Origin of the sequence: Clostridium sp. UBA4548, assembly GCF_002387895.1 — a bacterium.
GTDB lineage: Bacteria > Bacillota > Clostridia > Clostridiales > Clostridiaceae > Clostridium_J.
Genome location: NZ_DGLI01000025.1, coordinates 24,860 through 49,678, shown reverse-complemented (window position 1 = coordinate 49,678; position 24,819 = coordinate 24,860). Strand labels below are relative to the sequence as shown.

General features: G+C 31.4%; 23 protein-coding genes. 4 read left to right on the top strand and 19 right to left on the bottom strand.

Annotated features, from left to right (window positions below; all coding sequences use genetic code 11):
* Nucleotides 1-71 precede the first annotated feature (71 nt).
* The 17 genes from fliY to B3040_RS09570 all read right to left on the bottom strand — a co-directional run bounded on the left by fliY (nt 72) and on the right by B3040_RS09570 (nt 20,125).
* Complete coding sequence (fliY, locus tag B3040_RS09650; protein ID WP_291572648.1) at nt 72-1,190, bottom strand: flagellar motor switch phosphatase FliY; 1,119 nt, start codon at nt 1,188-1,190, stop codon at nt 72-74.
* Entirely contained in the window at nt 1,183-2,178 is a 996-nt protein-coding gene (gene fliM / locus B3040_RS09645) for a flagellar motor switch protein FliM (RefSeq protein ID WP_291572646.1), read from the bottom strand. The genes fliY and fliM overlap by 8 nt, the downstream gene beginning before the upstream one ends.
* A gap of 27 nt (nt 2,179-2,205) precedes the next feature.
* Nucleotides 2,206-2,604 (bottom strand): chemotaxis protein CheW, encoded by a 399-nt coding sequence (locus tag B3040_RS09640; RefSeq protein ID WP_291572644.1) that lies wholly within the window; start codon nt 2,602-2,604, stop codon nt 2,206-2,208.
* A gap of 11 nt (nt 2,605-2,615) precedes the next feature.
* A complete protein-coding gene (locus tag B3040_RS09635) occupies nt 2,616-2,975 on the bottom strand; it encodes a response regulator (RefSeq protein ID WP_291572642.1) in 360 nt (119 codons plus the stop codon).
* Nucleotides 2,976-2,988: 13 nt separating this feature from the next.
* Nucleotides 2,989-3,588, bottom strand: a complete 600-nt coding sequence (locus tag B3040_RS09630) for a chemotaxis protein CheC (protein WP_291572640.1) — start codon at nt 3,586-3,588, stop codon at nt 2,989-2,991.
* A gap of 12 nt (nt 3,589-3,600) precedes the next feature.
* Complete coding sequence (locus B3040_RS09625) at nt 3,601-6,060, bottom strand: chemotaxis protein CheA (RefSeq protein ID WP_291572638.1); 2,460 nt, start codon at nt 6,058-6,060, stop codon at nt 3,601-3,603.
* 11 nt (nt 6,061-6,071) lie between these two features.
* A complete protein-coding gene (locus tag B3040_RS09620) occupies nt 6,072-6,836 on the bottom strand; it encodes a CheR family methyltransferase (protein WP_291572636.1) in 765 nt (254 codons plus the stop codon).
* An 8-nt stretch (nt 6,837-6,844) separates the two neighbouring features.
* The gene (locus tag B3040_RS09615) at nt 6,845-7,993 is read right to left on the bottom strand and encodes a protein-glutamate methylesterase/protein-glutamine glutaminase (RefSeq protein ID WP_291573103.1); all 1,149 of its coding nucleotides are present in this window, start codon (nt 7,991-7,993) and stop codon (nt 6,845-6,847) included.
* 26 nt (nt 7,994-8,019) lie between these two features.
* Entirely contained in the window at nt 8,020-8,508 is a 489-nt protein-coding gene (locus tag B3040_RS09610; protein ID WP_291572633.1) for a chemotaxis protein CheD, read from the bottom strand.
* Nucleotides 8,509-8,523: 15 nt separating this feature from the next.
* A complete protein-coding gene (locus B3040_RS09605) occupies nt 8,524-8,973 on the bottom strand; it encodes a chemotaxis protein CheW (RefSeq protein ID WP_291572631.1) in 450 nt (149 codons plus the stop codon).
* 12 nt (nt 8,974-8,985) lie between these two features.
* Complete coding sequence (locus tag B3040_RS09600) at nt 8,986-10,989, bottom strand: flagellar assembly protein A (protein ID WP_291572629.1); 2,004 nt, start codon at nt 10,987-10,989, stop codon at nt 8,986-8,988.
* Nucleotides 10,990-11,187: 198 nt separating this feature from the next.
* Nucleotides 11,188-12,009 carry an aminotransferase class IV gene (locus B3040_RS09595; RefSeq protein WP_291572627.1) on the bottom strand — a complete coding sequence of 274 codons (822 nt, stop codon included), beginning with the start codon at nt 12,007-12,009 and terminating at the stop codon, nt 11,188-11,190.
* 48 nt (nt 12,010-12,057) lie between these two features.
* On the bottom strand, nt 12,058-12,696 hold the full coding sequence (locus tag B3040_RS09590; protein WP_291572625.1) for an HAD-IB family hydrolase: 639 nt from the start codon (nt 12,694-12,696) through the stop codon (nt 12,058-12,060).
* A 77-nt stretch (nt 12,697-12,773) separates the two neighbouring features.
* Entirely contained in the window at nt 12,774-13,127 is a 354-nt protein-coding gene (locus tag B3040_RS09585) for a DUF1292 domain-containing protein (protein WP_291572623.1), read from the bottom strand.
* 414 nt (nt 13,128-13,541) lie between these two features.
* Nucleotides 13,542-17,060: a pyruvate:ferredoxin (flavodoxin) oxidoreductase gene (gene nifJ / locus B3040_RS09580; RefSeq protein WP_291572621.1), complete on the bottom strand. Its 3,519-nt coding sequence runs from the start codon at nt 17,058-17,060 to the stop codon at nt 13,542-13,544.
* Nucleotides 17,061-17,300: 240 nt separating this feature from the next.
* On the bottom strand, nt 17,301-18,689 hold the full coding sequence (locus tag B3040_RS09575) for an MBL fold metallo-hydrolase RNA specificity domain-containing protein (RefSeq protein ID WP_291572619.1): 1,389 nt from the start codon (nt 18,687-18,689) through the stop codon (nt 17,301-17,303).
* A gap of 353 nt (nt 18,690-19,042) precedes the next feature.
* Nucleotides 19,043-20,125: an undecaprenyldiphospho-muramoylpentapeptide beta-N-acetylglucosaminyltransferase gene (locus tag B3040_RS09570; protein WP_291572617.1), complete on the bottom strand. Its 1,083-nt coding sequence runs from the start codon at nt 20,123-20,125 to the stop codon at nt 19,043-19,045.
* A 273-nt stretch (nt 20,126-20,398) separates the two neighbouring features.
* Between B3040_RS09570 and B3040_RS09565 the strand changes: the two genes are divergently transcribed.
* The 4 genes from B3040_RS09565 (at nt 20,399) to B3040_RS09550 (ending at nt 22,279) form a co-directional block, all read left to right on the top strand.
* Nucleotides 20,399-20,593: an alpha/beta-type small acid-soluble spore protein gene (locus B3040_RS09565; protein ID WP_291572615.1), complete on the top strand. Its 195-nt coding sequence runs from the start codon at nt 20,399-20,401 to the stop codon at nt 20,591-20,593.
* An 87-nt stretch (nt 20,594-20,680) separates the two neighbouring features.
* Nucleotides 20,681-20,875, top strand: a complete 195-nt coding sequence (locus tag B3040_RS09560; protein WP_017415599.1) for an alpha/beta-type small acid-soluble spore protein — start codon at nt 20,681-20,683, stop codon at nt 20,873-20,875.
* Between the two features lie 932 nt (nt 20,876-21,807).
* The gene (locus tag B3040_RS09555) at nt 21,808-21,999 is read left to right on the top strand and encodes an alpha/beta-type small acid-soluble spore protein (RefSeq protein WP_017415598.1); all 192 of its coding nucleotides are present in this window, start codon (nt 21,808-21,810) and stop codon (nt 21,997-21,999) included.
* Nucleotides 22,000-22,087: 88 nt separating this feature from the next.
* Nucleotides 22,088-22,279, top strand: coding sequence for an alpha/beta-type small acid-soluble spore protein (locus B3040_RS09550; RefSeq protein ID WP_017415597.1), 192 nt, complete (start codon nt 22,088-22,090; stop codon nt 22,277-22,279).
* A gap of 39 nt (nt 22,280-22,318) precedes the next feature.
* Here B3040_RS09550 and B3040_RS09545 read toward each other — a convergent pair whose 3' ends face one another.
* Entirely contained in the window at nt 22,319-22,492 is a 174-nt protein-coding gene (locus tag B3040_RS09545) for a hypothetical protein (RefSeq protein ID WP_291572611.1), read from the bottom strand.
* A gap of 145 nt (nt 22,493-22,637) precedes the next feature.
* Nucleotides 22,638-24,407, bottom strand: a complete 1,770-nt coding sequence (gene recJ, locus B3040_RS09540; RefSeq protein ID WP_291572609.1) for a single-stranded-DNA-specific exonuclease RecJ — start codon at nt 24,405-24,407, stop codon at nt 22,638-22,640.
* Nucleotides 24,408-24,819: the final 412 nt, after the last annotated feature.

Genomic DNA, 24,819 nt, shown 5'->3' with positions numbered 1-24,819 from the left:
AGTAAAGTTTAGGGTTTTATCAAAAATTGCTATAAAATATCAATCTAAAATTTAATTCTGAAATGAAATAATTATTTAGATAAAGTTCTAATTCTCTCTTCTCCGCTAATAATACCAGTAATTTTAACACCAAAATTTTCATCAATAACTACAACTTCACCGTAGGCTATTTTCTTGCCATTGATATAAATATCTACAGGTTCTTCAGCTAGTTTGTTTAACTCAATCAACGAGCCAGCGGATAATGCTAAAATATCTCTAATATTCTTTTTAGTCCTTCCTAGTTCTACAGATACATCTAAAGGCACATCTAAAATTAAATCAATATTTTTAGGCATATTATTTACCGCCACTTCATTTAATGTTTGGAACGCCGCTTGCTTAACTTGAACTGGATTCTGATTAATCTCAGGACCCTTATGGGTGTAAGCGACTTCAGTGTTATAATCACTATTCATCATATCACTTGTAATACTATTATGATTAACATCAGGTTGAGTTGGTGCAGTACTTTCTTGATCTTCTGTACCCATCATTATTGAAACTATTTTTTTCCCTGTATTTAATGGAAGTATTTGAAGTATATTACTATCGATTAATGTGCCGATAGTCATTTTAAATGATATAGCAATAATTTCATCATGCTCGTCTATATCTTCTGAAACAGGGGTTGTAGTCTCATCAATAATAGCTGAATGCGGAGGAGAAATATTTACCTCCCTATTAAACATTGTAGCCATTGAAGTTGCTGCAGAACCTATCATTTGATTCATGGCCTCTTGAACAGCACTTATTTCAAGTTCTGAAAGTTCTAGCCTTGATTCAACTTCACCATTTCCACCCATCATTAAATTTGCAATTACTGCAGCATCAGTAATTTTCATTATTAATAAATTACCACCTGAAATTCCACTAGTGAATTTAACATCTAAAAGTACATTTGGAGTTTCAAAAGTACTTTTCAAAACTTCCATCGTAGTAATACTAATAGTTGGTGTGGTAATATTCACCTTTTGCCCTACTATGGTTGACAGAGCTGTAGCCGCCGAGCCCATGGAAATATTCCCTACCTCGCCTAGTAAATCTTTTTCTAAGTCTGAGAGTCGCTCTACTTCCATAGGTGCTTGTTCCCCACCTCCACCGTTTAGCAAGGAATCTATTTCTTCTTGGGAAAGAAATCCATTACTCATAATTCTCCACATCCTTATCTATATAGTCTAAAATTTGAATTGCTTTGTTTTTGCCATGTAATCCTGGCTTTGCCATATATGTTAACTGTTCCTCAACATAAATCTCAATAGGATCTTCATATTTGTTATCTAAAGCTATTACATCACCAATTTCTAAATTTAAAAAGTCACCCACTGTAATACTAGTATTTCCTAACATAGCACTTAGCTCTATACTTACTTTTCTAATATTTCTGTTTAACTTTTCTCTAGACTCCCTTTGTAATTCATCATCACCTTCACTAAACCAATATTGCACTACTAATTTATCTAGTACCTTTTCAAGGCTTAAAAATGGTATACAAATATTTATAAATATATTAGTACCAAACATTTCTACCGTGAAAGTAATTAATGCAACTGGTTCATTAGGAGCAAGAGTTTGATTTAATGCTGGATTAGTTTCTACAGTTTCTACCTCTGGGTGTACCTCAATAACATCTTCCCATGCAAGCTTTAAATTTGATATTAATCCTTCATTTATATGTCTGATAAGATTTTTCTCTATGTCTGTAAGTTCTTTTAATTTAGGTTTTTTAAGACCCTTGCCACCTGCTAACACATCAAAAACTCTTAAAACAAATTCTTCATTAGTTTCTAACAGAATTTGTCCATTTAATGGCGGCATCTTGAACAAAGTAAGAACAGTTGTATTTGGTATAGAGTGAATGAACTCCTCATAAGTAATTTGTTGTACACTTTCAACCTTTACTTTAACATTAGCCCTAAGCTGAGCTGTTAAATAATTTGTTATTATTCTAGCATAGTTGTCGTGAACTAACTCTAACGTTCTTATATGATCTTTTGAAAATTTTTGAGGACGTTTAAAGTCATAGTATTTAACCTTAACCTTTTCCTCTCCACCCTGAAGTTCATCAGCTTCTATATCACCAGAAGACAAGGCAGATAAAAGAGCATCTATTTCGTTTTGTGATAAAACTTCTGCCATACCCTACCTCATTTCTACACTTAAGTTTTATTGTAGTAATTTATCAAAATCTATTAATGTTATTATTCTTTCTTTTAAGTTAATTATCCCTTTATTATAGGGTTTATCCATATCATTATAAATTTTCTCCAGTTTTTCTTCATCAAATTCTATTACTTCATCAACAGCATCTACAGTAATTCCTACTAACTCCTCTTCAAGTTTCAAAATTATAATATTATCATTCCTCGCATCGGTATTTATCATACCTAAAAGCAAATTAATATCTAATATTGTTATTATATTTCCTCTTAAATTAATAAGTCCTTTTATATAATTTTGTGCTTTTGGAACTTTTGTAATTTCCATTAAATCATTAATACTTTGTACTTTACTGGTTTCTACTGCAAACTGTTCATTGCCAATATCAAAAACAACAACTTGCACTTTATCCCCCCCTATCCTATTACTTTTTTTATAGCTTCTAGAACTCTATCGGCTTGGAATGGCTTAACTATAAAATCCTTTGCTCCAGCTCTTATAGCATCCATTACCATACTTTGTTGTCCCATTGCACTGCACATTATAACTTTTGCCGCTGGGTCAAATTCTCTTATAGCCTTTACTGCTTCAATTCCATCCATTTCTGGCATTGTTATATCCATAGTTACCACATCTGGCTTTTCAGCCTTATACATTTCTACTGCTTTAGCACCATCACCAGCTTCACCAACTACTTCGAAGCCATTTTTCTCCAATATATCCTTAATCATCATTCTCATAAAAGTTGCATCATCTACAATTAATACTTTAGCCATTATTATACCTCCATTAATTTAATCCTAAGGATTCTAGTATTTTCTCTAAAGAACCCGGCATGGGAATAAAGTAAAAATTCCCTCTAAGTTCTTCCTTTTCTTGAACAAAATCTGTTTCTATGTCTAAAACATTATCACTATACTGCCCAGCTTCAATAAAAGTAGTGGATAATATAGCACACAGCATATCTTTAGTAACAGCAGGAACTGAAGGAAATAGTGATAAATTTGTTAGTTTTCCTATAGCATTCATATAAGTTGTGAAAATAATATTCCCCATCTCCCCTAAAACAGAATAACCTACCTCATTTAATTCTTCTCCCATTTCCCCTACTAAAGATTCAACTATTTTAAATATGGTTTTTTTATCAAATACAAATAGCATATTTCCAGGAGTATCGCCTAAAACTCGTGCAATTACAGCATAAACTATTTCTTCTCCATCAATCCTTGAAAAAACATCTTCAAGTTTTATCACATTAACTTTTGGAACAGTTATTTGTATTTTTCGCCCTAAGAGTTGGGACATGGCAGTAGCTGCATTCCCAATACCAATATTCCCAACCTCCTTTAAGGCATCAATTTGAATATCATTAAATTCAAGATAACTCAATGCCACACCCCCCTAAATTAGTGCAGCTACATCAAGAATTAAAGTAACTAATCCATCTCCTAAGATTGTAGCACCTATATATTCCTTAGTTGATTTAAGAGTTTTACCAAAAGGTTTTATAACAATTTCTTGTTGCCCAAGTAATGAATCAACTACCAGACCCATTTCACGTTCTCCAACTTTAACAAGAATTATATATTTTTTGCCTTGATCCACAGAATCAATATTTAGCTTGTTATTAACTCTAATAACGCTAATTACATTACCATTGTATAAAACAACTTCTTTGTTATTACTTTTTCTTATATTTTCTTCTTTATACTCTATTACTCTATCAATAAAGCCTAAAGAAATAGCCATGGTTTCTGTTCCCACTTTAACTAACAAAGCTTGAATTATTTGAAGTGTCAAAGGTAATCTTATTATAAAACTTGTACCTTTTCCCATTTCACTTATGGCATCTACTGTTCCACCTAGAGAAGAGATTTTTGTCTTTACAACATCCATTCCAACTCCTCTACCTGAAATGTCAGTAACTACTTCATTAGTACTAAATCCTTGAGCAAAAATTAAGTTTTTGATATCTGCTTCACTCATACCCTCAGTACTTATCCCATTTTTTTCAGCCTTAGCCTTAATCTTGCTAATATCTAAACCCTTGCCATCGTCTTCTACTTTAATTACAGCTTTTGTTCCTTCTGAATAAGCAATTAATTTAATTTTACCTACTGATTCTTTACCTTTTGCTTTTCTTTCCTCAACAGTTTCAATACCATGGTCTGCAGCATTTCTTAAAAGATGGATTAATGGTTCTCCAATCTCTTCTATAACTGTTCTATCTAACTCTGTATCCTGACCCTGAATTACTAACTCAATTTCTTTTCCTAGTTCTAATGATAAGTCTCTAATCATCCTTGGAAATCTATTAAATACGACATCCAAAGGTAACATTCTTATCTTCATCACCAAATCTTGTAAATCTGTAGTAGTTCTAGCCACCTGCTCTAAAGTTTCGTTAAGTTCTGCTATTTTATGGTTCGAACTAATCTGTTCTAATCTAGTTCTATGAATTACTAACTCAGAAACCATATTCATAAACTTATCCAATCTATCTAAATCAACCCTGACAGACTGACCAATACCTTTTGCCTTAACCTTCTTATCTTGTCCATTTTGTGATACCTGTTCAACTGGCTTGTTTTTATTTTTTTCTTTTACTAAATCTTTTTTTTCAGCTTTAGGTTGTGAGCCTTTTTCTTTTATTATTTCTTTCGAACTTAATTCGTCCACAGAAGCAGCGCATTCTGAAGCTGATATACCTTCCGCTTTACTTCCTATAGTCATAAAACTATCATTTAGCGAAAAGACCTGAACTATACTTATTTCTGATATACCTCTTATCCCTTTTTCAATCTCTTTAAGTGTTTTAGAAGACAAATAAATCAAATCTATATCTAAATCAAAGTTTTCTGCTTCCAAATCTTCAAGAGCTGGAATTGATTTTATTATTTCCCCATTTTGCTCTAATGCTTGGAATAAAACAAAAGTTCTTGCAGATTTCAAAATTGTTCCTTCATCTAAGGTAATATGAATATGATAAGCACTAACATCTGAATGTTTTGCTTGTTTTAGAATATTCAGTTCATATTCATTTAACTCTATTTGAACTTCTTCACTATTTTCTTGAATCTTAGAATCATTATTTAGAGAAAAAATCTGCACCTTATCTATTTCAGATATTCCTTTTATATCTTTCTCTATTTCTAAAAGAGTTTTTGAAGACAAATAAATTAAATCTATATCTAAGTCAAAGTTTTCTGTTTCCAGATCTTCAAGAGTTGGAAGAGATTTTATTATTTCTCCATTTTTTTCGAGAGTCTGGAATAACACAAAAGTTCTTGCAGATTTTAAAATTGTTCCCTTATCTAAGGTAATATGGATATGATAAGCATTAGTATTCGAGTGTTTCGCTTGTTTTATAATATTCAGTTCATACTCATTTAACTCTATTCCATATAGCCCTGATGTACCATCAACTATAACATCTTCAATCACATTCTCTTTTACCACAGAGATTTCTATTCCATCCTCAGTTCCATTTGCTACCCCCTCTAAATGACTAACAATCTCTTCTATAGCTATATCACCATCTTCACCTTGAGTTATACTGTCAACCATAGCTTCTAATGTGTCTAAGCATTTGAAAAGCACTGTTACTACCTTATGAGTAACTTCCACCTTTCCTTGTCTAAAGTTAGAAAGCACGTCCTCCATCTTATGAGTAAGTTCAGCCATTTTGCTATATCCCATAGTTGCTGCCATTCCCTTTATAGTATGGGCAACTCTAAAGATTTCATTTAATTTTTCCATATCTCTCGGTTCATTTTCAAGTGCAAGTAGACATTCATTTAAAGTTTGTAAATTGTCACTTGATTCTTCAAGGAACATGGAAAGATATTGAGAAGTATCCATTTTGACCCTCCTTAAATCTTCTTATAGATAAATGTTGAAAGCTTTTCAAAATTGTACTTTTTATAATTATAAATGCTCTCAGTTGCACCTATGAAAAACAATCCACCTTTATTTAAAGAATTACTAAATTTTTCATACATTTTTTCTTTTACTTCATTATTAAAATAAATAACTACATTTCTGCAAATGATAATATCAAAGTTACATTCATAGTTATCCAATATTAAATCATGCTTTTTGAAACTAACCATTTCCTTTATTTCATTTTTGATAAGATATTTACTATCTTTCTTAATAAAATACTTATCTAATTGATAACCTGGAACATTTTTGACATCCACCTCTATGTACAGTCCCTCTTTTGCCCTTTGTAATATTGTATTGTCAATATCAGTTGCTATTATTTTATGTCTTACTGAAGGTGACATTTCTTTTAACATCATTGCTATTGAATAGGGTTCAGCTCCAATTGAACAAGCGGCACTCCATATTTTTAAAGGTCTACTATGGTTTAAGCTTCCCTTAATAAAACTATCTAGCTCTTTAAATATTTCTGGATTTCTGTAAAATTCAGTAACATTTATGGTGATGTAATCAAGGAATTTTTGCCTTTGCTCACTACTTTTTTTTAACATTGATATATAATCATCTACTGACTTCGCTCCAACTCTTGACATCAGAGTCAATATTCTTCTATGTAGCTGATTAGACTTGTATGCAGATAAATCTATACTAAACTCCTTTAATACCCATTGTTCAAAATATTTCAAGTCCATATTTCACTTTACCTTTCTACAACTACATTTACAATTCTTTCGGTAATATTATATAAAGGTATTACCTCATCAACCTTGTTAGTTTCATAAGCAGCCTTTGGCATACCATAAATTGTACAGGTGGATTCATCTTCAGATATATTGTATCCTCCATGATTTTTAATTTCCACCACACCATTTGATCCATCTTTGCCCATTCCAGTAAGCACTACTCCAAGAAGTTTCCCATTAAAAACTTTTGCTGCAGAAATAAACAACTTATCTACAGCTGGCCTTACTCCCCATATTGCTGGTTCTTGTGTAAGTCTTATAGTTTTATCATCTGCAACTTCCATATGACTTCCGCCTGGTGCTACATATATTATATTTTTTTCAACCTTTAGTCCATGAGTAGCTTCAAGAACTTTCAACTTACTAAACTTATCAAGTCTTTCTGCAAATGCTTTAGTGAACCCTACTGGCATATGCTGAACAACGAGCACAGGTACCCCAAGATTTTCCGGAAGTTTTGTAATTACTTCATAAAGCGCTTTGGGTCCTCCTGTAGAAGCTCCAATTACCACAGCCTCAACCTTCCCAATGACTTTGCTAATAGTTTTCTTTTTATTTGTGCTATTGGCAAAATCATTGTAAGTCTCACTTTTAAATTTACGAGAGATTACTGGATCTTCACCAATCTTTTTTCTTGAGTTTCCTAGTGGTTTAGCACCATCTTGGGATTTTGATGGAATATTTGTTCCACCAGCAGTTTTTCTTACACCTTTAGCTATTCTTATTTTACTTATTAATTCTTCTCTTACCTTATTTATATCTAAAGATATAGAACCACCTGGTTTTTGAACAAAATCTACAGCCCCTGTTTGGAGAGACTCAATCGTAATCTCAGCTCCATCCTTTGTTAGGCTACTAAGCATAATTACCTTTACTGGAATTTTAGCCTCAATAATTTTTTTTAATGCTCCAATGCCATTAAGTCTTGGCATCTCTACATCAAGGGTTACTATATCAGGAACTCTAATTCTTAGTTTATTTAATAATTCCTCACCATCTCTTGCAATATCAATGACTTCCATATCATTTTCCATGTTAACCATATCAGAAATCATTCTTCTCATCAATGCTGAATCATCTGCAACCATTACTGTAATTTTATTAATCATATAATCACTCCATTTAGTGTAAATTATATTGTTTTTGTTCCCTCACCTACGGTTCTCACATATAGTGCACCAGTCATGGTATCAAAGGTAATCGTTCTTCCTTTTGTTCCACCAACATCTTCACTTTCTAACGGTATACTAAAAAATCCCAAAATTTCTTTAACAGCCTTACTATTTCTTTCACCTATGTCCATATTTATCTTACTATCTGAGAAATTAAACATAGAAGCACCACCAGCAATTTTCGCTCTCAAATTTCTTGCATTTGCTCCCATTTCCTTCATCTTATTTACAAGAATAGGTATAGCTAAATCTGCAAATTTTATATCATTAATTACTTTCGAGAACTTCTTACTATCTGGCAACATGATATGTGCTAACCCACCAATTCCTGAGGTTCTATCAAATAGAACTATTCCTACACAAGAACCTAACCCTATTGTTATTAGGCGGTCAGGAGCCCTAGCTACTTTTAAGTCTGCAATTCCTACTTTTATTTCCATATAATCCATACTTTCACCAAGTTCTTAAATACTTTCTTTTTCTTCATCTGATAATACATTGCTTAGCTGTAGTAATATAATAATTTTATCTTCTGCTTTTACTAAACCCTTTATATATCTCTTTGAGATGCTAGAAGATATCTCCGGAGCTTCTTCAATGGCGTCTTCTACAGTGGACTTCACTTCATTTACTGCATCTACAATTATACCTATAGTCTTTTTATTATACCTAGTTACAATAATGCAGTTTTTCTTTATATCACTATTAGAGTTAGGGCTTACATTAAATCTTCTAGCCAAACTAATTATTGGAAGTATGCTACCCTCGTAATTAATAACTCCTTCTAAAAACTCAGGTGAATCTGGAAGTTTTGTTGGTGGTTCATAAGTGAGAATTCTTTCAATTTCCATGATGTCTCCTGCAAAAAATTGTTCACCTATGTTAAATACAAGTAGCTTTAATTCTTTAGCCACGTTATGTCCCCCCTATAATTTAAATTTATCAACCACTAATTCAGAATCCTTATTTAAGTATGCATGTAAATTTCTATAGGATTCATCTAATACTGTTTCTTTTTCTCCAATTATAATTTTTGTATTTAAGTGAGCAATACTACAATATACATGTCCTTCTTTCGATACTGCAAGTGTAGTGCCAACACCTGTAGGTGCCCCTACTATCTTTGCTTCAATTTTCTCTTTTGCTCTTAGCATACCACCCCTTGCAGTACTATTTTCATTTCCCGAAAATATAAGTTCATTCATAGATGTTATACAAGACTTGTATACACCTTTACCAGTAATTATTACGTCACCTGAACATTCAATATTTGAATCTTGTGCATAATTGAGAATTATGTTAGACAAAACTTCACCATAACCACTCATTGCCTCTAATTTTTCATTAATTAATTCTTCAATGTGTTTTATTTCCTTATAATCATTAATCCTTGTGAAATAAGCATCTGATAATTTTTCACTTATCATTCTGAAAGCTTTGTTTTGTGTGTCCTTTAAAATATACATATATTTTAAAGTTGTGTTAACATCATTTTTAAACGTTCTAAACTTACTATCTACTATATTTTTCATTAAAGAACTATCTGATATATTTTGCGTTGCGAATTTATTATGTTTAACCTGGTGAATAATATTACTAAATTCATGCAAAGTATTAGCTAAAGCTTTTAATGATTCGCTATACTTAAGTACCTCAACATAACCGCTTCCTGCAACTATAGAAGATGAAATTATATTTCCCTTCACTTCAACATCACTTCCAGCCTTTAAAACAGCTCTGAATACATTAGAATTAATAAACAAAGAATTTCCTGCTTCAATATTCATTCCCTCTTTAACATCGCCGTAAACTATAACATCACCAATAAAATGAATGTTACCTGTTTTGATATCTACATCACTCATTATTTTATGGACATTGTGTACTGAAAAGAGATTTCCTTTAACCTGTGGCTTACCATCCATAGTAGCTATGATGACATTATTATCTACTAGCTCACACCCCTCTTTAGCAACTATATCCTTAATTTTTCTTTTTTTGCTAGGAATAACTTGTCCAAAAACATTCATGCCAGGAATACCATCGTGTCCAATGCTTTTTTTACAAAGACAATCACCTTTTTTTACACTCGATATATTTCCAATAGATTTAAAATCTACATTTCCGGACTCATCTAAGTCAAACTCATTAGTAGCATGTTGCTTAAAACAAATCTCAACAACATCATCTTTTGCTGGTATTGATGGTTTTCCCTTAGCAACTAGCACATTATCTACATCTTTTGAGTTACTGCAAGCTTTTATATTATCTGAGCAATACCCATAATTAACACCTTTACTTTTCAATACAGTAATAATGTCATCCTCATTATATAATGGCGGATACTTCTCCTTAATGAGTACTGAATTTAACACTATTTTTGTATTTTCTTTAACATCCTGAAGTCCATAAATTCTTTCTGGAGTATATTTCAAAGAAATATAACACTCCATTTTATCTTCTGATATTGAGATATTTATTTCACGTTTTCCTTGTTGATTTTCAAATTCTATTTCAATTTCACTTTTGTTTGTTACCGGAACCCTACCTGCAACATCATTACCATCTACTCTTAAATTAACACCTTTCCCCTTCAAAACCGTTGGTTTTTCCACTGTAGAATCAGCATCAGCATCCTTTATTATAAGTTGCCCCCCCTGTACTGCAACAGTTCCAACTCCACTTTCAAATACATTAGTATCTTCTTCTTGGACTTCATCTTTTTTTTCTTCTAAAGTTTCTTCAATACTGTAATATGTATCTTTATCTTCTTCTAATTCAACATACACAGTAATGCTGAAAGATCTTTTGAAAATACTCTTTTTATCATTAATAACTTTATAGTTCAATTCATTTCTAGGTATCCCCAACTGATTACTAGCTTGTTCTAAACAATCTTCTAAATTTTTACCTTGAAAATCATACCCCATTACCCATGATCCCTCCTAAAATATATTTCATGAATCATAAAGCAAAAATAAATTATCAGACTAAATGAAATTAATTTACATAATTTAATATATAACCATACTTTCTCTTTAAAAAGTTATGTATTTAAACACAGTAAACTTCCATAATTATACTTATATATATAATTATCGTCAATTTTCATCTCTACTTTACGTTTTTTATAAAAACTTATTAAATTCAATTAAGTCTTCTAAGATTAACTCATGAAATTTATGCATTATTTTTCTTATAGCCTTATTATTAGCGGAATTAAATTTCTCCCCTTGAACTTCATTTATTGGCAATACCTTTGGAGATGTACCTGATAAAAATAAACCATCTAATTCTATTAAATCCTTATAGTGTATATTTTTCTCTATAACAACTAATCCAATGCTTTCGCAAGCCTTAATTATCATTTCTCTTGTGATCCCTGGAAGAACTGCCTTTATCGGTGCAGTGAAAACATGATTTTCTCTTATCATAAAAATATTGCTTTTGCTTCCTTCAGTTATATACCCATCCTTATTCACAAGGATAGCTTCATAACTATTAGTTTCTTTCAACTTTTCATCTATTACTTGCCTGAAACTTTTGTTTATAACTTTAGCATTTGGATTTTCTCGCTCACCGAAATAAAGTATAGTTTTAACTCCAGTACCATACATTTCTTCACTTGGGTAGCTGTGTTTAACAGAATAAATCAAGGTATTGTTCTCATCTAATATTAATTTTATATTTCCTTGTTCTATGGAGTTTTCTTCAATTAACTTTAGAATATTCTGTCTTATGTCCTTCTCGAGAAAATCTCCTTTAACTCCTGAAAAGTCAATAGAGTTTTTAAGTCTTTCTAAGTGTTCCTTTAAAAACAGCGGTTTTCCATGAATAATCCTGATTACTTCATATAAAAGTTTTTCAGATTTAGGATATAGAGTTTCAAATTCATCAACAGGCATTACCTCTCCATTATAAATAAACACTTTACTTATACATTCACTCATAATTGCACTTCCTTTTTAAATCATCATATATATGTTATAAATGCATTGCTATTTCCATCTTAATATTTCTAAATCATGTTTTCCTTTATAGTTAATTAAGTAACCTTTTCCAACTAAATTTAATAGTGGCAAGTCCGCTAAGGAATCAGAGAACATGTAGGAACTTTTAAAATCAACTTCTACATTGTCTTTTTTTAGTTCTTCCATTAACCTTTTAATTTTTTCTTCACCTTTGCAATTAGCACCTTCCATAAGAGATTTAAATACACCATTTTCAACTTTAAATCTTGTTCCAATTATCTTATCCACTTCTTTTATGTTATAGAGTTCATTTAAATAAAATTCTCCTGAAGCAGAAATTAAATATATTTTATATCCTTCATTTTTTAGCTTCTTTATCATTTTAATGGCATCTTCATAAATAATTGTGCTTAATTTTTCTCTATAAAAATCCTTAACAATTCTTTGAACTTCTTTTTCTTCAACCCCATCCAAAAATCTTAAAAATGCTTCCTTGCTTTTCTTTTCATCATAAAATTTCATTCCGTAAAGAAGTAAAGTTATTAAATGCTTAGGAAGGTGTTTAATAAGTTTTGGATCTTTCTTTAGCATATACTTATATAATTCTATTGAAGTTTCCTTTTTGGTTAAAGTAAAATCTATGTCAAAAATAGCCAATTTTTCCATTTGTAAGTACCACCTTTAATAAATATAGAAAAGAGTCGCTGAAATCCAACGACTCTCACTGAACAAATTTAGTGTGACTAATTACCTTCAGCTTCACTCTCTATTAACTGTTCATAGTATGCTCTTGCAGCTTCATACTCTTCATCTTCAGGAACTACAAGCTCTCCAACTTCCTCATCTCCAACAACTTTAAATAAATATATTGAACCATCTTCTGGATTTTGCACTAAAGCATATTCATTTTCTTCAAAAAGGAATCCATCAACTATTTCACATTGAATAGTATTGCCGTTTTCATCCTCTAAATCAACTATTAATGCTTCATGTTCATGATCATGACAGCCGCATCCACAATCTCCTTCTCCATGATTATGTTTATGCTCATGCTCATGATTTCCACCACAGCAACAACCATTTTTATTTTCTTCCATATCAATTACCTCCTTAAGTAGTATGTTTTAATTGTACCCTGAATTTACAAATATTAAAAGTACTTTTATATTATATTTTGGTAATTTTTATATATTCATCTAAAAATTCACCTTTATTGCTTCATACACCTTATAATTTCTCAAAATCCCTTTAATTATTTATACTTTTTTAATTAGTTTTAAATTATTATTCTAATTTTCTGTGATATGTATATAAAATTTGGCATTAACTTATTCTTTTAAATAAAGAACAAGTTCATTTTAGAAAACAATTTTGGAGAAAATCTACCCTAACAAAGTTAATTAGTAATACTGTAGATTTTCATAGTTTTACATTTATATTAATTGTAACTTTTAAAATTCAAATTTCTTTTTAAAAAATAAAGAGGTAGCAAATATGCTACCTCTTAAAATTTATTGCTCTGCTGCAAGTTTTCTGTAACTTTCTAATCTGTCCATTGCATCTTTTTCTGTTTTTTCAAATAATGCCTCAGCAGCTTCAGGGAACATTTTAGCAAGAGAAGCATATCTTACTTCTCCTAATAAGTAATCTCTGAAGGATGCAGTTGGAGCTTTAGAGTCTAACGAGAACGGATTCTTTCCTTGCTCTTTAAGATCTGGATTAAATCTGTACATTCCCCAGTATCCACTTTCAACTGCTCTCTTAGCTTCTAACTGAGTACATCCCATACCATTCTTAATTCCATGGTTGATACATGGAGCATAAGCAATGATTAATGATGGTCCATTATAAGCCTCAGCTTCTCTTATAGCTTTAAGAGTCTGGTTTTGATCAGCTCCCATTGATATTTGAGCTACATAAACATATCCATAGCTCATAGCCATCATTCCTAAATCTTTCTTCTTAGTTCTCTTACCAGCAGCAGCAAACTTAGCTATAGCTGCAGTTGGAGTAGCTTTTGAAGACTGTCCACCAGTGTTTGAATAAACCTCTGTATCCATAACTAATACATTAACATCTTCTCCACTAGCTAGCACATGGTCAAGTCCACCGTATCCGATGTCATAAGCCCAACCGTCTCCACCAAAGATCCATTGAGATCTCTTAATGAAGTAATCTTTATTTTTATAAATCTCAGCAAGAGTTGCTGAAGTATTTTTAGCTGCTTCTAGTAATGGTAATAATGCTTTAGTTGCAACTTTAGAACCATCACCATTATCTTTGTTTTCTAACCAAGTTGTAAATGCAGCTTTTAATTCTTCATTTACGCCTTCAGTAAGTGCTTCTTCTACTAATAATGCTAATTTGTCTCTTAATTGATTTACTCCTAGGTACATTCCTAGTCCAAACTCAGCATTATCTTCGAATAATGAGTTAGCCCATGATGGACCTTTTCCACATTCATTCTTAGTGTATGGAGTTGCTGGTGCACTAGCTCCCCAGATTGAAGAACAACCTGTAGCATTAGCTATCATCATTCTATCTCCAAATAATTGAGTTATAAGTTTTACATATGGAGTTTCTCCACAACCAGCACAAGCACCTGAGAACTCAAGAAGTGGTGTTTCAAATTGGCTTCCTTTTACCGAAGAAACATTCATTGGGTTTTCTCTCTTTGGTAAGGTTAAGCTAAATTCCCAGTTTGGTATTTGATTTCTTTGAGAATCTAATGACTTCATAACTAAAGCTTTTTGCTTAGCTGGGCAAACTTGAGCACAGTTTCCACAACCAGTACAGTCTTGAACCGATACTCCAATATGGAATCTTAAACCTTCCATCGCTTTTCCGCCTTTAGCTGCTTGGTGAACTAAGCCTTCTGGAGCATTTTTGTAATCTTCTTCTGTTCCAATGAATGGTCTTATTACTGCATGTGGACATACATAAGAACATTGGTTACATTGGATACAGTTTTCTGGTTGCCATTCTGGAACATTAACAGCTATTTCTCTCTTTTCAAAAGCAGCTGTTCCATGTTCAAAAGTACCATCTTCTATACCAAGGAAAGCACTTACTGGAAGGCTATTTCCTTCTTGTCTATTCATAACTTCAACAATGTTTTTAATAAATTCAGGTTTTTCTTTTTTAACTTCTAAGTTTTCGTCTGTAGCATTCTTCCAGCTTTCTGGAATATTTACTTTAACCACAGAGTTAATTCCTGCATCTATTGCAGCATGGTTCATAGCAACAATTTTCTCACCTTTTTTACCATAAGAAGTTACAACTGCATCTTTTAAGTATTTAACAGCATCTTCTACTGGTATTATATCAGCAAGTTTGAAGAATGCAGATTGACAAACCATGTTAATTCTTCCACCTAGACCAACTTCCTCTGCAATTTTAACAGCATCTATTGTGTAGAAGTTAATATTGTGATTTGCTATATATCTCTTCATAGTAGCTGGTAAGTTTTTCTCTAAACCATCTGCATCCCACATACAGTTTAGTAGGAATGTACCATTATCTTTTATTCCAGCTAATACATCATATTTATAAACGTAAGATTGATTATGACATCCTACATAATTAGCATGGTTAATTAGGTAAGGAGATTTAATTGGCTCTTTACCAAATCTTAAGTGAGAAACTGTTATTCCACCTGATTTTTTAGAGTCATAATCAAAGTATGCTTGAGCATACATGTTTGTATGATCTCCTATGATTTTTATAGCACTCTTATTTGCTCCTACAGTACCATCTGATCCTAATCCCCAGAATTTGCATTCAATTGTTCCTTCTGCAGTAGTTTGGATAGTTCTTGTTATTGCAAGTGATGTATTAGTAACATCATCTTCTATACCAATTGTGAATCCATTTTTAAGATTAGCTTCTTTTAAGTGATCAAACACAGTAACTATTTGTGATGGAGTTGTATCTTTTGATCCAAGTCCATATCTTCCACCAATTATTACTGGTCTTTCTTCTCTATCATAATAAGCATTTCTTATATCTTGATATAATGGTTCTCCAGCTGAACCTGGCTCTTTTGTTCTATCAAGCACTGCTACTTTTTTAACTGTTGCTGGCATGTGCTTAAAGAAGTGAGCAAGTGAGAATGGTCTAAATAAACGAACTTTCAATAATCCTACTTTTTCTCCATTAGCTGTTAAATAATCTATAGTTTCTTCTATAACATCACAAACTGATCCCATAGCAACGATTACTCTGTCAGCATCTGGTGCGCCATAATAGTTGAATAGGTGGTAGTCAGTACCTATTTCTTTATTTATCATGTCCATGTACTTTTCTACTACTTCCGGAATTGCGTTGTAGAATGGATTTGATGCTTCTCTAGCTTGGAAGTATATGTCTGGATTTTGTGCTGTTCCTCTAGTTACTGGATGTTCAGGACTTAGAGCATTATTTCTAAATCTTTCAACAGCTTCTTTATTTAAAAATTTTTCTAAAGTTTCGTAATCCCAAGCTTCTATTTTTTGAGTTTCATGGGAAGTTCTAAAACCATCAAAGAAGTTTAAGAAAGGAATTCTTCCTTCAATTGCAGCAAGGTGAGCTACTGGAGCCAAGTCCATAACCTCTTGAACACTGTTATTTGCTAAAAGAGCAAATCCAGTTTGTCTAGCTGCCATTACGTCTTGATGATCTCCGAATATTGATAAAGCTTGAGCAGCTAATGCTCTAGCGCTTACATGTAAAACTCCTGGAAGTAACTCTCCAGCCATTTTATACATATTTGGAATCATTAATAATAATCCTTGAGAAGCGGTAAAAGTAGTAGTTAAGGCTCCAGCTTGAAGTGAACCATGAACTGCCCCTGCTGCTCCTGCTTCTGATTGCATTTCCATCATTTTCACAGTTTGTCCGAAAATGTTCTTTCTTCCTTGTGCTGCCCACTCATCACAGTGTTCAGCCATAGGTGATGATGGAGTTATTGGATATATAGCTGCTACATCTGTATAGGCATAAGCCACGTGTGCTGCAGCGGTATTTCCATCCATTGTTTTCATTTTTCTCATTACAAGCAACCCTCTTTCTATAAAACATTTACTAACTTGTATGATTTATTGCAATTGTTAAAACAGTAACAACTTTTAGAATATTACTGGTAATTGCAATATATTCTATAAAATCTTTAGTTTTTATATATTACCAAAGATTAACATAGCTTTACAATAAAATTATAACTCAAATAAATTAAATTTCAACCCTAAAATTATAAATTTAGGCACTGAGGCTTGTTAAGTTTTTAATTATTTTCATATAGTAAACTCCTGATTTTTTTTGGGAATTATTGATTTATAGCCTTTTGAAGTTATTTCTCTATTGAAGGAATTTATGCTATCACCTTCACCATGTACTAGAAACACTGTATTTGGCTTGTTTTTAAAACCTTTTAACCAGTTATGCAATACCTTTTTATCTCCATGACCAGATAGTCCTTCAAGATTATATATTTTTGCTTTCACCTGAATTTCTTCTCCAAATATTTTTACTTTACTTTCTCCATTCAAAATTTTTTTACCTAAGGTACCCTCAGATTGATATCCCACAAATACCACAGTGCACTCTTCTCTTTCTAAATTATTTTTTAAATGATGAACAACTCTTCCACCTTCACACATTCCACTTGCTGCAATAATTACTACTCCCTCCTTAATATCCTTCAAAGCCACTGATTCCTCTGTACTTTCTGTAAAGTATAACCCCTTAAATTTTAATGGATTATCTCCCATATTAATTAAACTTTTTGCCTCACAATCAAAGTATTCTTCATACTTTTCAAAGACTTTAGTGGTATCCTTAGCGAGTGGGCTATCAACATACACCTTACAATGTGTAAGCTCTCCTTGTTCCACATATTTATTTAATCCATATATTATTTCTTGGGTTCTTCCAACGGAAAAGGAAGGTATTATTACGTTTCCTCCCTGTTCAAAGGTTTCCTTTACTATTTCTACTAGTTGGTGTAGATTTTCCTCCACAGCCTTATGCTCTTTATTGCCATAAGTTGTTTCCATGATAACAATATCTCCTTGTGAAACTGGAGTTGGATCCTTAAGAATTGGTAAATTAACATTGCCAATATCCCCACTATAAACTACTCTTCTTTCAGTTTCTTCCATTTCATTGATTAAAATTTCACATATAGCAGAGCCTAAAAGATGTCCTGCATCTCTAAAGGTCAGCTTTATATTGGGAAGTATTGAGATTTCTTCATCATAATCGTAGCCTTCAAAATGTTTTAAACTTTCCTCTGCATCCTTTATATCATAAAGTGGAACTATTGGTTCTAATCCCTTTTCTTCTCTCTTTTTACTTTTCCAATTTGCATCTGTAACTTGAATATGAGCACAATCAATCAACATAATATTACTTAAATCTGCTGTGCCTTTAGTACAAATTACCCTTCCTTTAAAGCCTTCTTTAAAAAGCAGAGGGATTCTTCCACTATGATCCATATGAGCATGAGATAAAATTACTAAATCAATATCCTCTGCATTAAATCCCAACTGGCTATTTCTATTTTCTTTTCCATCACTACCTTGATATAGTCCACAGTCTAGCAATATATTATATTCATCTATATTTAACAAGTGACAAGACCCAGTAACACTTTCTGTAGCTCCAAAAAATTTAATTTTCAATCCATTTCCTCCTTTGATTTGGTGTATCTAATATTAATACCCAAAATATAAGTTTTTTATTTTAAAAAGCCTATATTTACATAAACTTCCTTAACCAAAGATTAATTTATTCATGATGAATTTCATTCATCTTCAAAAGGCATTAAGGGAACCAAAGCAGGTTTTATCCATGGGTTAAGTCTTGACTTTGATTTCCTATATTTTAGGTTTATTCTTCTAGTGAAATCCTCTTCATATTCTATGAAATATCATCATCCTGTCTTTGATTATAACTATTTTAATTGCAATTACTCTATCTACATCAAAGTAATTAACATGACTATAATCTCCTTAAAAGGAAAAGCCTAGAGAAATTACTTTTCTCTAGGCTTTCTATTTTCTTCTATTAAAGTTATTATTTTATTTATACTATCCCTGGTTTGGCTCTTAGCCATATATCCAATATATTTATCCTTATTCTTATAAAGTTCATTTACCTTATCTATTAATATATTAGAATTTAACTGTTCTTCATCAGCCACCATACTAAAACCTTGTCTATCAAAAGACTCAGCATTTAAAATTTGATCTCCACGGCTTGCTTTTGCTGTTAGCGGAATTAACAAACTTGGCTTTTTAAGAGCTAACAATTCGAAAATTGAATTAGCCCCTGCTCTAGATATTACTAAATCCGCAGCTGCCATTAAATGTGGTAACTCATCTTTTACATATTCAAATTGAGCATACCCTGATTTATTATTAAGCGCTTCCTCTATATTCCCTTTTCCACAAATATGAATTATATTAAAGGTCTTTAACAATTCCTTTAACCCATCCCTCACCATGTCATTTATGGCTCTAGCGCCTAAACTACCACCCATTATAAATATAACAGGTTTATCATCCTTAAAACCACATAGACTCTTTCCTTTTATTTTGCTGCCCTCAAGTAATTCTTTTCTGATTGGAGAACCTGTAAGCACTGATTTCTTTTTATTCACATGATTTAAGGCCTCAGGAAAGGTAACACATATCTTTGTAGCATAGGGCATTGCAATCTTATTTGCAAGTCCAGGGGTTATATCTGACTCATGTATAATCACCGGAATCTTATTTAAAAAAGCTCCAAGGACTACTGGTACAGATACAAAGCCACCCTTAGAAAAAACTATATCTGGGTTTTCCTCTTTTAGTATTTTTTTTGCATCAAAAACACCTTTGATAACCTTAAAAGGGTCTGTGAAATTTTTTATATCAAAATATCTTCTAAGCTTTCCGCTAGATATAATATGATATTTTATGTTTTCTTCTTGGATAATACTTCTCTCTATACCACTTTCAGTTCCAATATATTGGATTTCATACCCAAGTTCTTTTAATGCTGGCATTAATGCAATGTTTGGTGTTACATGTCCAGCGCTTCCTCCACCAGTCATTATGATTTTCTTTTTATTCACTTTTGAAACCTCCTGAAATAATAAGAATATTACTTTATTATCTAACAAAACTAATTCTATTATCTTTATTATAATAATACCCTCATTACTATGTTAAATCTTTCAGTTATATTATATACTTAACTTTAATTTAAAGTTACTAAAATAGCGAGTTAAAATAAACTAAAATTTATATTAAGGTGCAATAAATTCCATAAGTTCCACTAATTTTATAAAATAATTTTAAAATAAAGGGTCAAAATAATAGTACCAAATGAAAAGGAGGGATTCAAGATGGCAAACAGAAATAATAGAGCATTAGTTCCAGAAGCTAAAGAAGGACTTAACAGATTTAAAATGGAAGCAGCAAAAGAGGTAGGAGTTAATTTAAAACAAGGCTATAATGGAGACCTAACAGCTAGAGAAAATGGTTCAGTAGGCGGACAAATGGTTAAAAGAATGGTTGAAGCTTACGAAAGAAACCTATAGTCTAAAATTCAATTAGTTTAATTCTAATATGTAAGCCCAATGAGTAAGTATAATACTTACCAGGCTTAATCAAAGGAGGAGTTCACAATGTCAAACAGAAATAACAGAGCATTAGTTCCTGAAGCTAAAGAAGGATTAAACAGATTTAAAATGGAAGCTGCACAAGAAGTAGGAGTTAATTTAAAACAAGGCTACAATGGTGACTTAACTTCTAGAGAAGCTGGATCAGTAGGCGGACAAATGGTTAAAAGAATGGTTGAAGCTTACGAAAGAAACCTATAATTTAATATAGTATCTTTTAATAAACAACATTTATAATTAATTTTATTCTATATACCATGAAAATTTATATAAAATGATTTAAATTATAAGTAAAGTTTCTTAAAAGCTAATGTCCAAATAGGGATGCACTTTCTGTGTATCCCTATTATTTTTTATGCAAAAGAGAATTTTTTATAATAAGTAGCACTAATTCTATTCACATGTAAATTAAACTCCATATTTTTTAGACATCTACTGTATATTGATTTAAATATATAAAGAAATAAATACAACCATTTAAGAATACATAGTATTTACTCCACTTAAAGTAATTTAATTTAGGATTATTAATTTAATTAGTACTTTTAAAATAGATAACTTAATTATATTAATGATTTCCTTGAGTAAAATATGCGTAAGTTCTTTTACATTCAGCTCGTATTTAATTATTTCTAGGGAAGTTTTTAATTAAACTTAATTCTACAGTTTTAACAACATTTTGGAAACTTCAAGTTTGCTATCTTATATAAGTAACTATTGCTCTGTCTATAAAAATTGTTTTAGCGTAACAGTCACATTTTCTTCATAAAGATACCTTTGTTTGATCTAAATTTGCTTTGAAAGTTACTTAACAAAATGAAATTGTTCATTATTTAACCTATACTGGAATAAATTTTCTCACATATAAAAAGACTTAGTGGACAAAATAATATTATAAACAGCAAAACAAACAAAACCTTTAACCAATAGCTGTTTATAGTAAAACACTTACTCTTAACTTTGGTAATTCTTATTACTTATAATTCTCTTAAATTCTTAAAATGTTCCACTGAAGAGCAACTTACAAAGTAAGTACTTTTTACGAATAGTTAGAAGACTTTTCAGAGAATTAAGTAATAAAATTATATATTTAAAACTTCATAAAAATCTTAACTAAAAAGGAGGAATTTAATATGTCAAACAGAAACAGAGTATTAGTTCCAGAGGCTAGAGAAGGATTAAACAGATTTAAAATGGAAGCTGCACAAGAAGTAGGAGTTAACTTAAAAGAAGGCTACAATGGTGATTTAACTTCTAGAGAAGCTGGTTCTATCGGCGGACAAATGGTTAAGAAAATGGTTGAAGCTTACGAAAGAAATCTATAGTTTTAAGGCTCCGTTCAACTTTGACAATGGTTACTAAATTATATTAATAAAGTTCATTTGAAACTTTATTTAAAAGGAGGAATTCAATATGTCAAGCAGAAATAGAGTTTTAGTTCCAGAAGCTAAAGAAGGATTAAACAGATTTAAAATGGAAGCTGCACGTGAAGTAGGAGTTAATTTAAAAGAAGGTTACAATGGTGACCTAACTTCTAGAGAAGCAGGATCAATAGGCGGACAAATGGTTAAGAAAATGGTTGAAGCTTACGAAAGAAATCTATAATATAAAAACATTGGCAAGGGAAATTCCCTTGCCAATGTTTTATTTTTTATTACTTCCTAAGTTTCTTTCTAAATTGTTATTTTGATTTTCAAATTTATTTTCTTTTTTATCAGTAATTAAATATTCGTAATCACCAGTAAAAAAACTTTGAGCATTTTGCATGTCTCCAACAGATTTTTCAAGGTTTTGTTTTGAATTTCTTGATAGTGGCATAATAACACTCCTCCATATATTTAATAATATTTTCCATGTTATTATGTGTTGTAAAGGATGAAATATACTTTGTACTATAAATTACTATTAACCCTGTGCAAATATCTCCTCTAGATTCTTATAAGCTTCCAAGTTGAAAATGTATTTATCTTGAAATTTTAACATCTTTTAATTTGAGTTGAAGATTCCGTTGCCCATTAAACTCATTTATATCTGGTTCAAATAATAAGTCCAGGTATAAATCACCAGGTGTATTTATATAATTCATATACCCCTGTCCAAAGTAGTGCTCAAGTAATTCTCTCATTTCCTCTCCCTTACTAAAGTAAAGACCCTCAATAGTTTTAGGGGTATTGGGAATATAACATAAAAGTTTTACATGTTGATTTTCATTTCCTAAAAATTTAATGTATTTAATTTTAATTTTTTTTGCCATGAGCACTGGTGATGGATTGCCTTTTCCAAAAGGACCTAATTCTTTAAATTCTTTTACTACTTCATAATTAATATATTGAAGAGATAACTGAGAATCTACAGGTACCACTGGAATTAAATCTTGAGAGGATAGCTTACAATTTTCATTTAGCCTTTGTGAAAACTCTTCTATTTTATCTTCATCTAAAGAAAGCCCTGCCGCCATAGGATGTCCACCAAATTTGAAAAGCAAATCCTTACACTTTAGAATCTCTTCAAACATATTATAGCCTTCTATGGATCTGCCTGAACCTTTTGGTCTTTCTTTACCTTCTGTTAATATAATAGTTGGCACATTATATCTCTCTCTTATTCTACCAGCTACAATTCCTGCAATACTTTCATGCATATCCTTTTTATAAACAACTATAACCTTATTATTTTTTATTGAAGAGTTATCGATGATTTCACAAACCTCTTCTACGCTAGTGTTAGTTAAGTCTTGTCTTTCCTTATTAAGAGTATGAATTCTAGTTGCAATAGCCTTGGCTTCATTGTCATCTTCACACAATAATAAATCTACAGATAAACTTGCAGTTTCAAGCCTTCCTGTGGCATTAATACATGGTCCGATGTTAAAACCAACATGGTAACAACTTACTGTTTCTTTAATTCCTATCACTTCTTTTAAAGCCTTTATTCCTTTATTCTTAGAGGCTGTTAAAAGCCTCAATGCTTCCCTAGCAATAATCCTATTTTCATCTACTAAATCTACCACATCACAAATAGTACCCATTCCTGCAAATTCTAAAAGTTCCAGAGCTTTCTCTCCCTTTATATTCATAACATCATATAGGGCGGCTACAAATTTAAAAGCTATTCCAGCCCCACATAAAAACTTGAAAGGATATTCACAGTCTGGTCTTTTAGGATTGATTATGGCATCTGCTTCAGGCATTACCACTGTTCTATTGTCCTCACCTTCAATAAAAGGCAGTTCATGATGGTCAGTTATAACAATTTTCATTCCCAGTTCTTTAACTCTTCTAACTTCATTAACAGCAGAAATACCATTGTCACAGGTTAAAATTAAATTATAGCCTTCTTTATATAATTCCTCAATTCTATCTAAGTTCATTCCATAGCCTTCTTGTTCTCTATCAGGTATGTAATAATTAACTTTTGCCCCTGCTTTTGTTAGACCTTTATACAAAACCACAGTACTGGTAACACCATCTGCGTCATAATCCCCGTATATAATAATTTTTTCTCCCTTTCCTATGGCTTGTTTTACTATATTTACCCCCTTTTCCATGTCTTTCATGAAAAATGGGTTATGCAAATCCCTTAAGGAGCCTTTAAAAAACTTTTTTAGTTTTTCTTCTGTATCTATTCCTCTATTATATAAAACCCTTAGGGTTATAGGACTGATATTAGTTTTTACACAGAGCTGTTTTATAAGTTCAATTGAGCAGGGTTTTTCTCTCCATATAGTGTTCATCTTGTCACCTTCTTAACTTTTTAGCTTTCATATGCTACAAACTCTAAAGTAATACTTTTTATATCCATTATTCCTATTACTAATAATCGCCTTGGCAGGTATAAAATCACATTACTTTCTAGTGTACTTTCCTATACATAATAACACGAAAACTCCCCTGTTGCACAAGATGTAATTTTTTTATAGTAAAAAAATCTCTAATAAATTTTCATAAATAAAATCATAAACCTTTTCATAGAAACCTATTTTGTTAATAACACTAAGTTGTGTTATACTTTCTGTAGTGATTCTTTCAATTAAATCGATTTCTTTTCAAGCCAATTAATCTGGAAACTAAAATAATCTTTGAGGATGCTTATTGTGAAGAAACTTTATTAGGTATTTCCTTTCTCTTATGGTGGATAATTTAGTT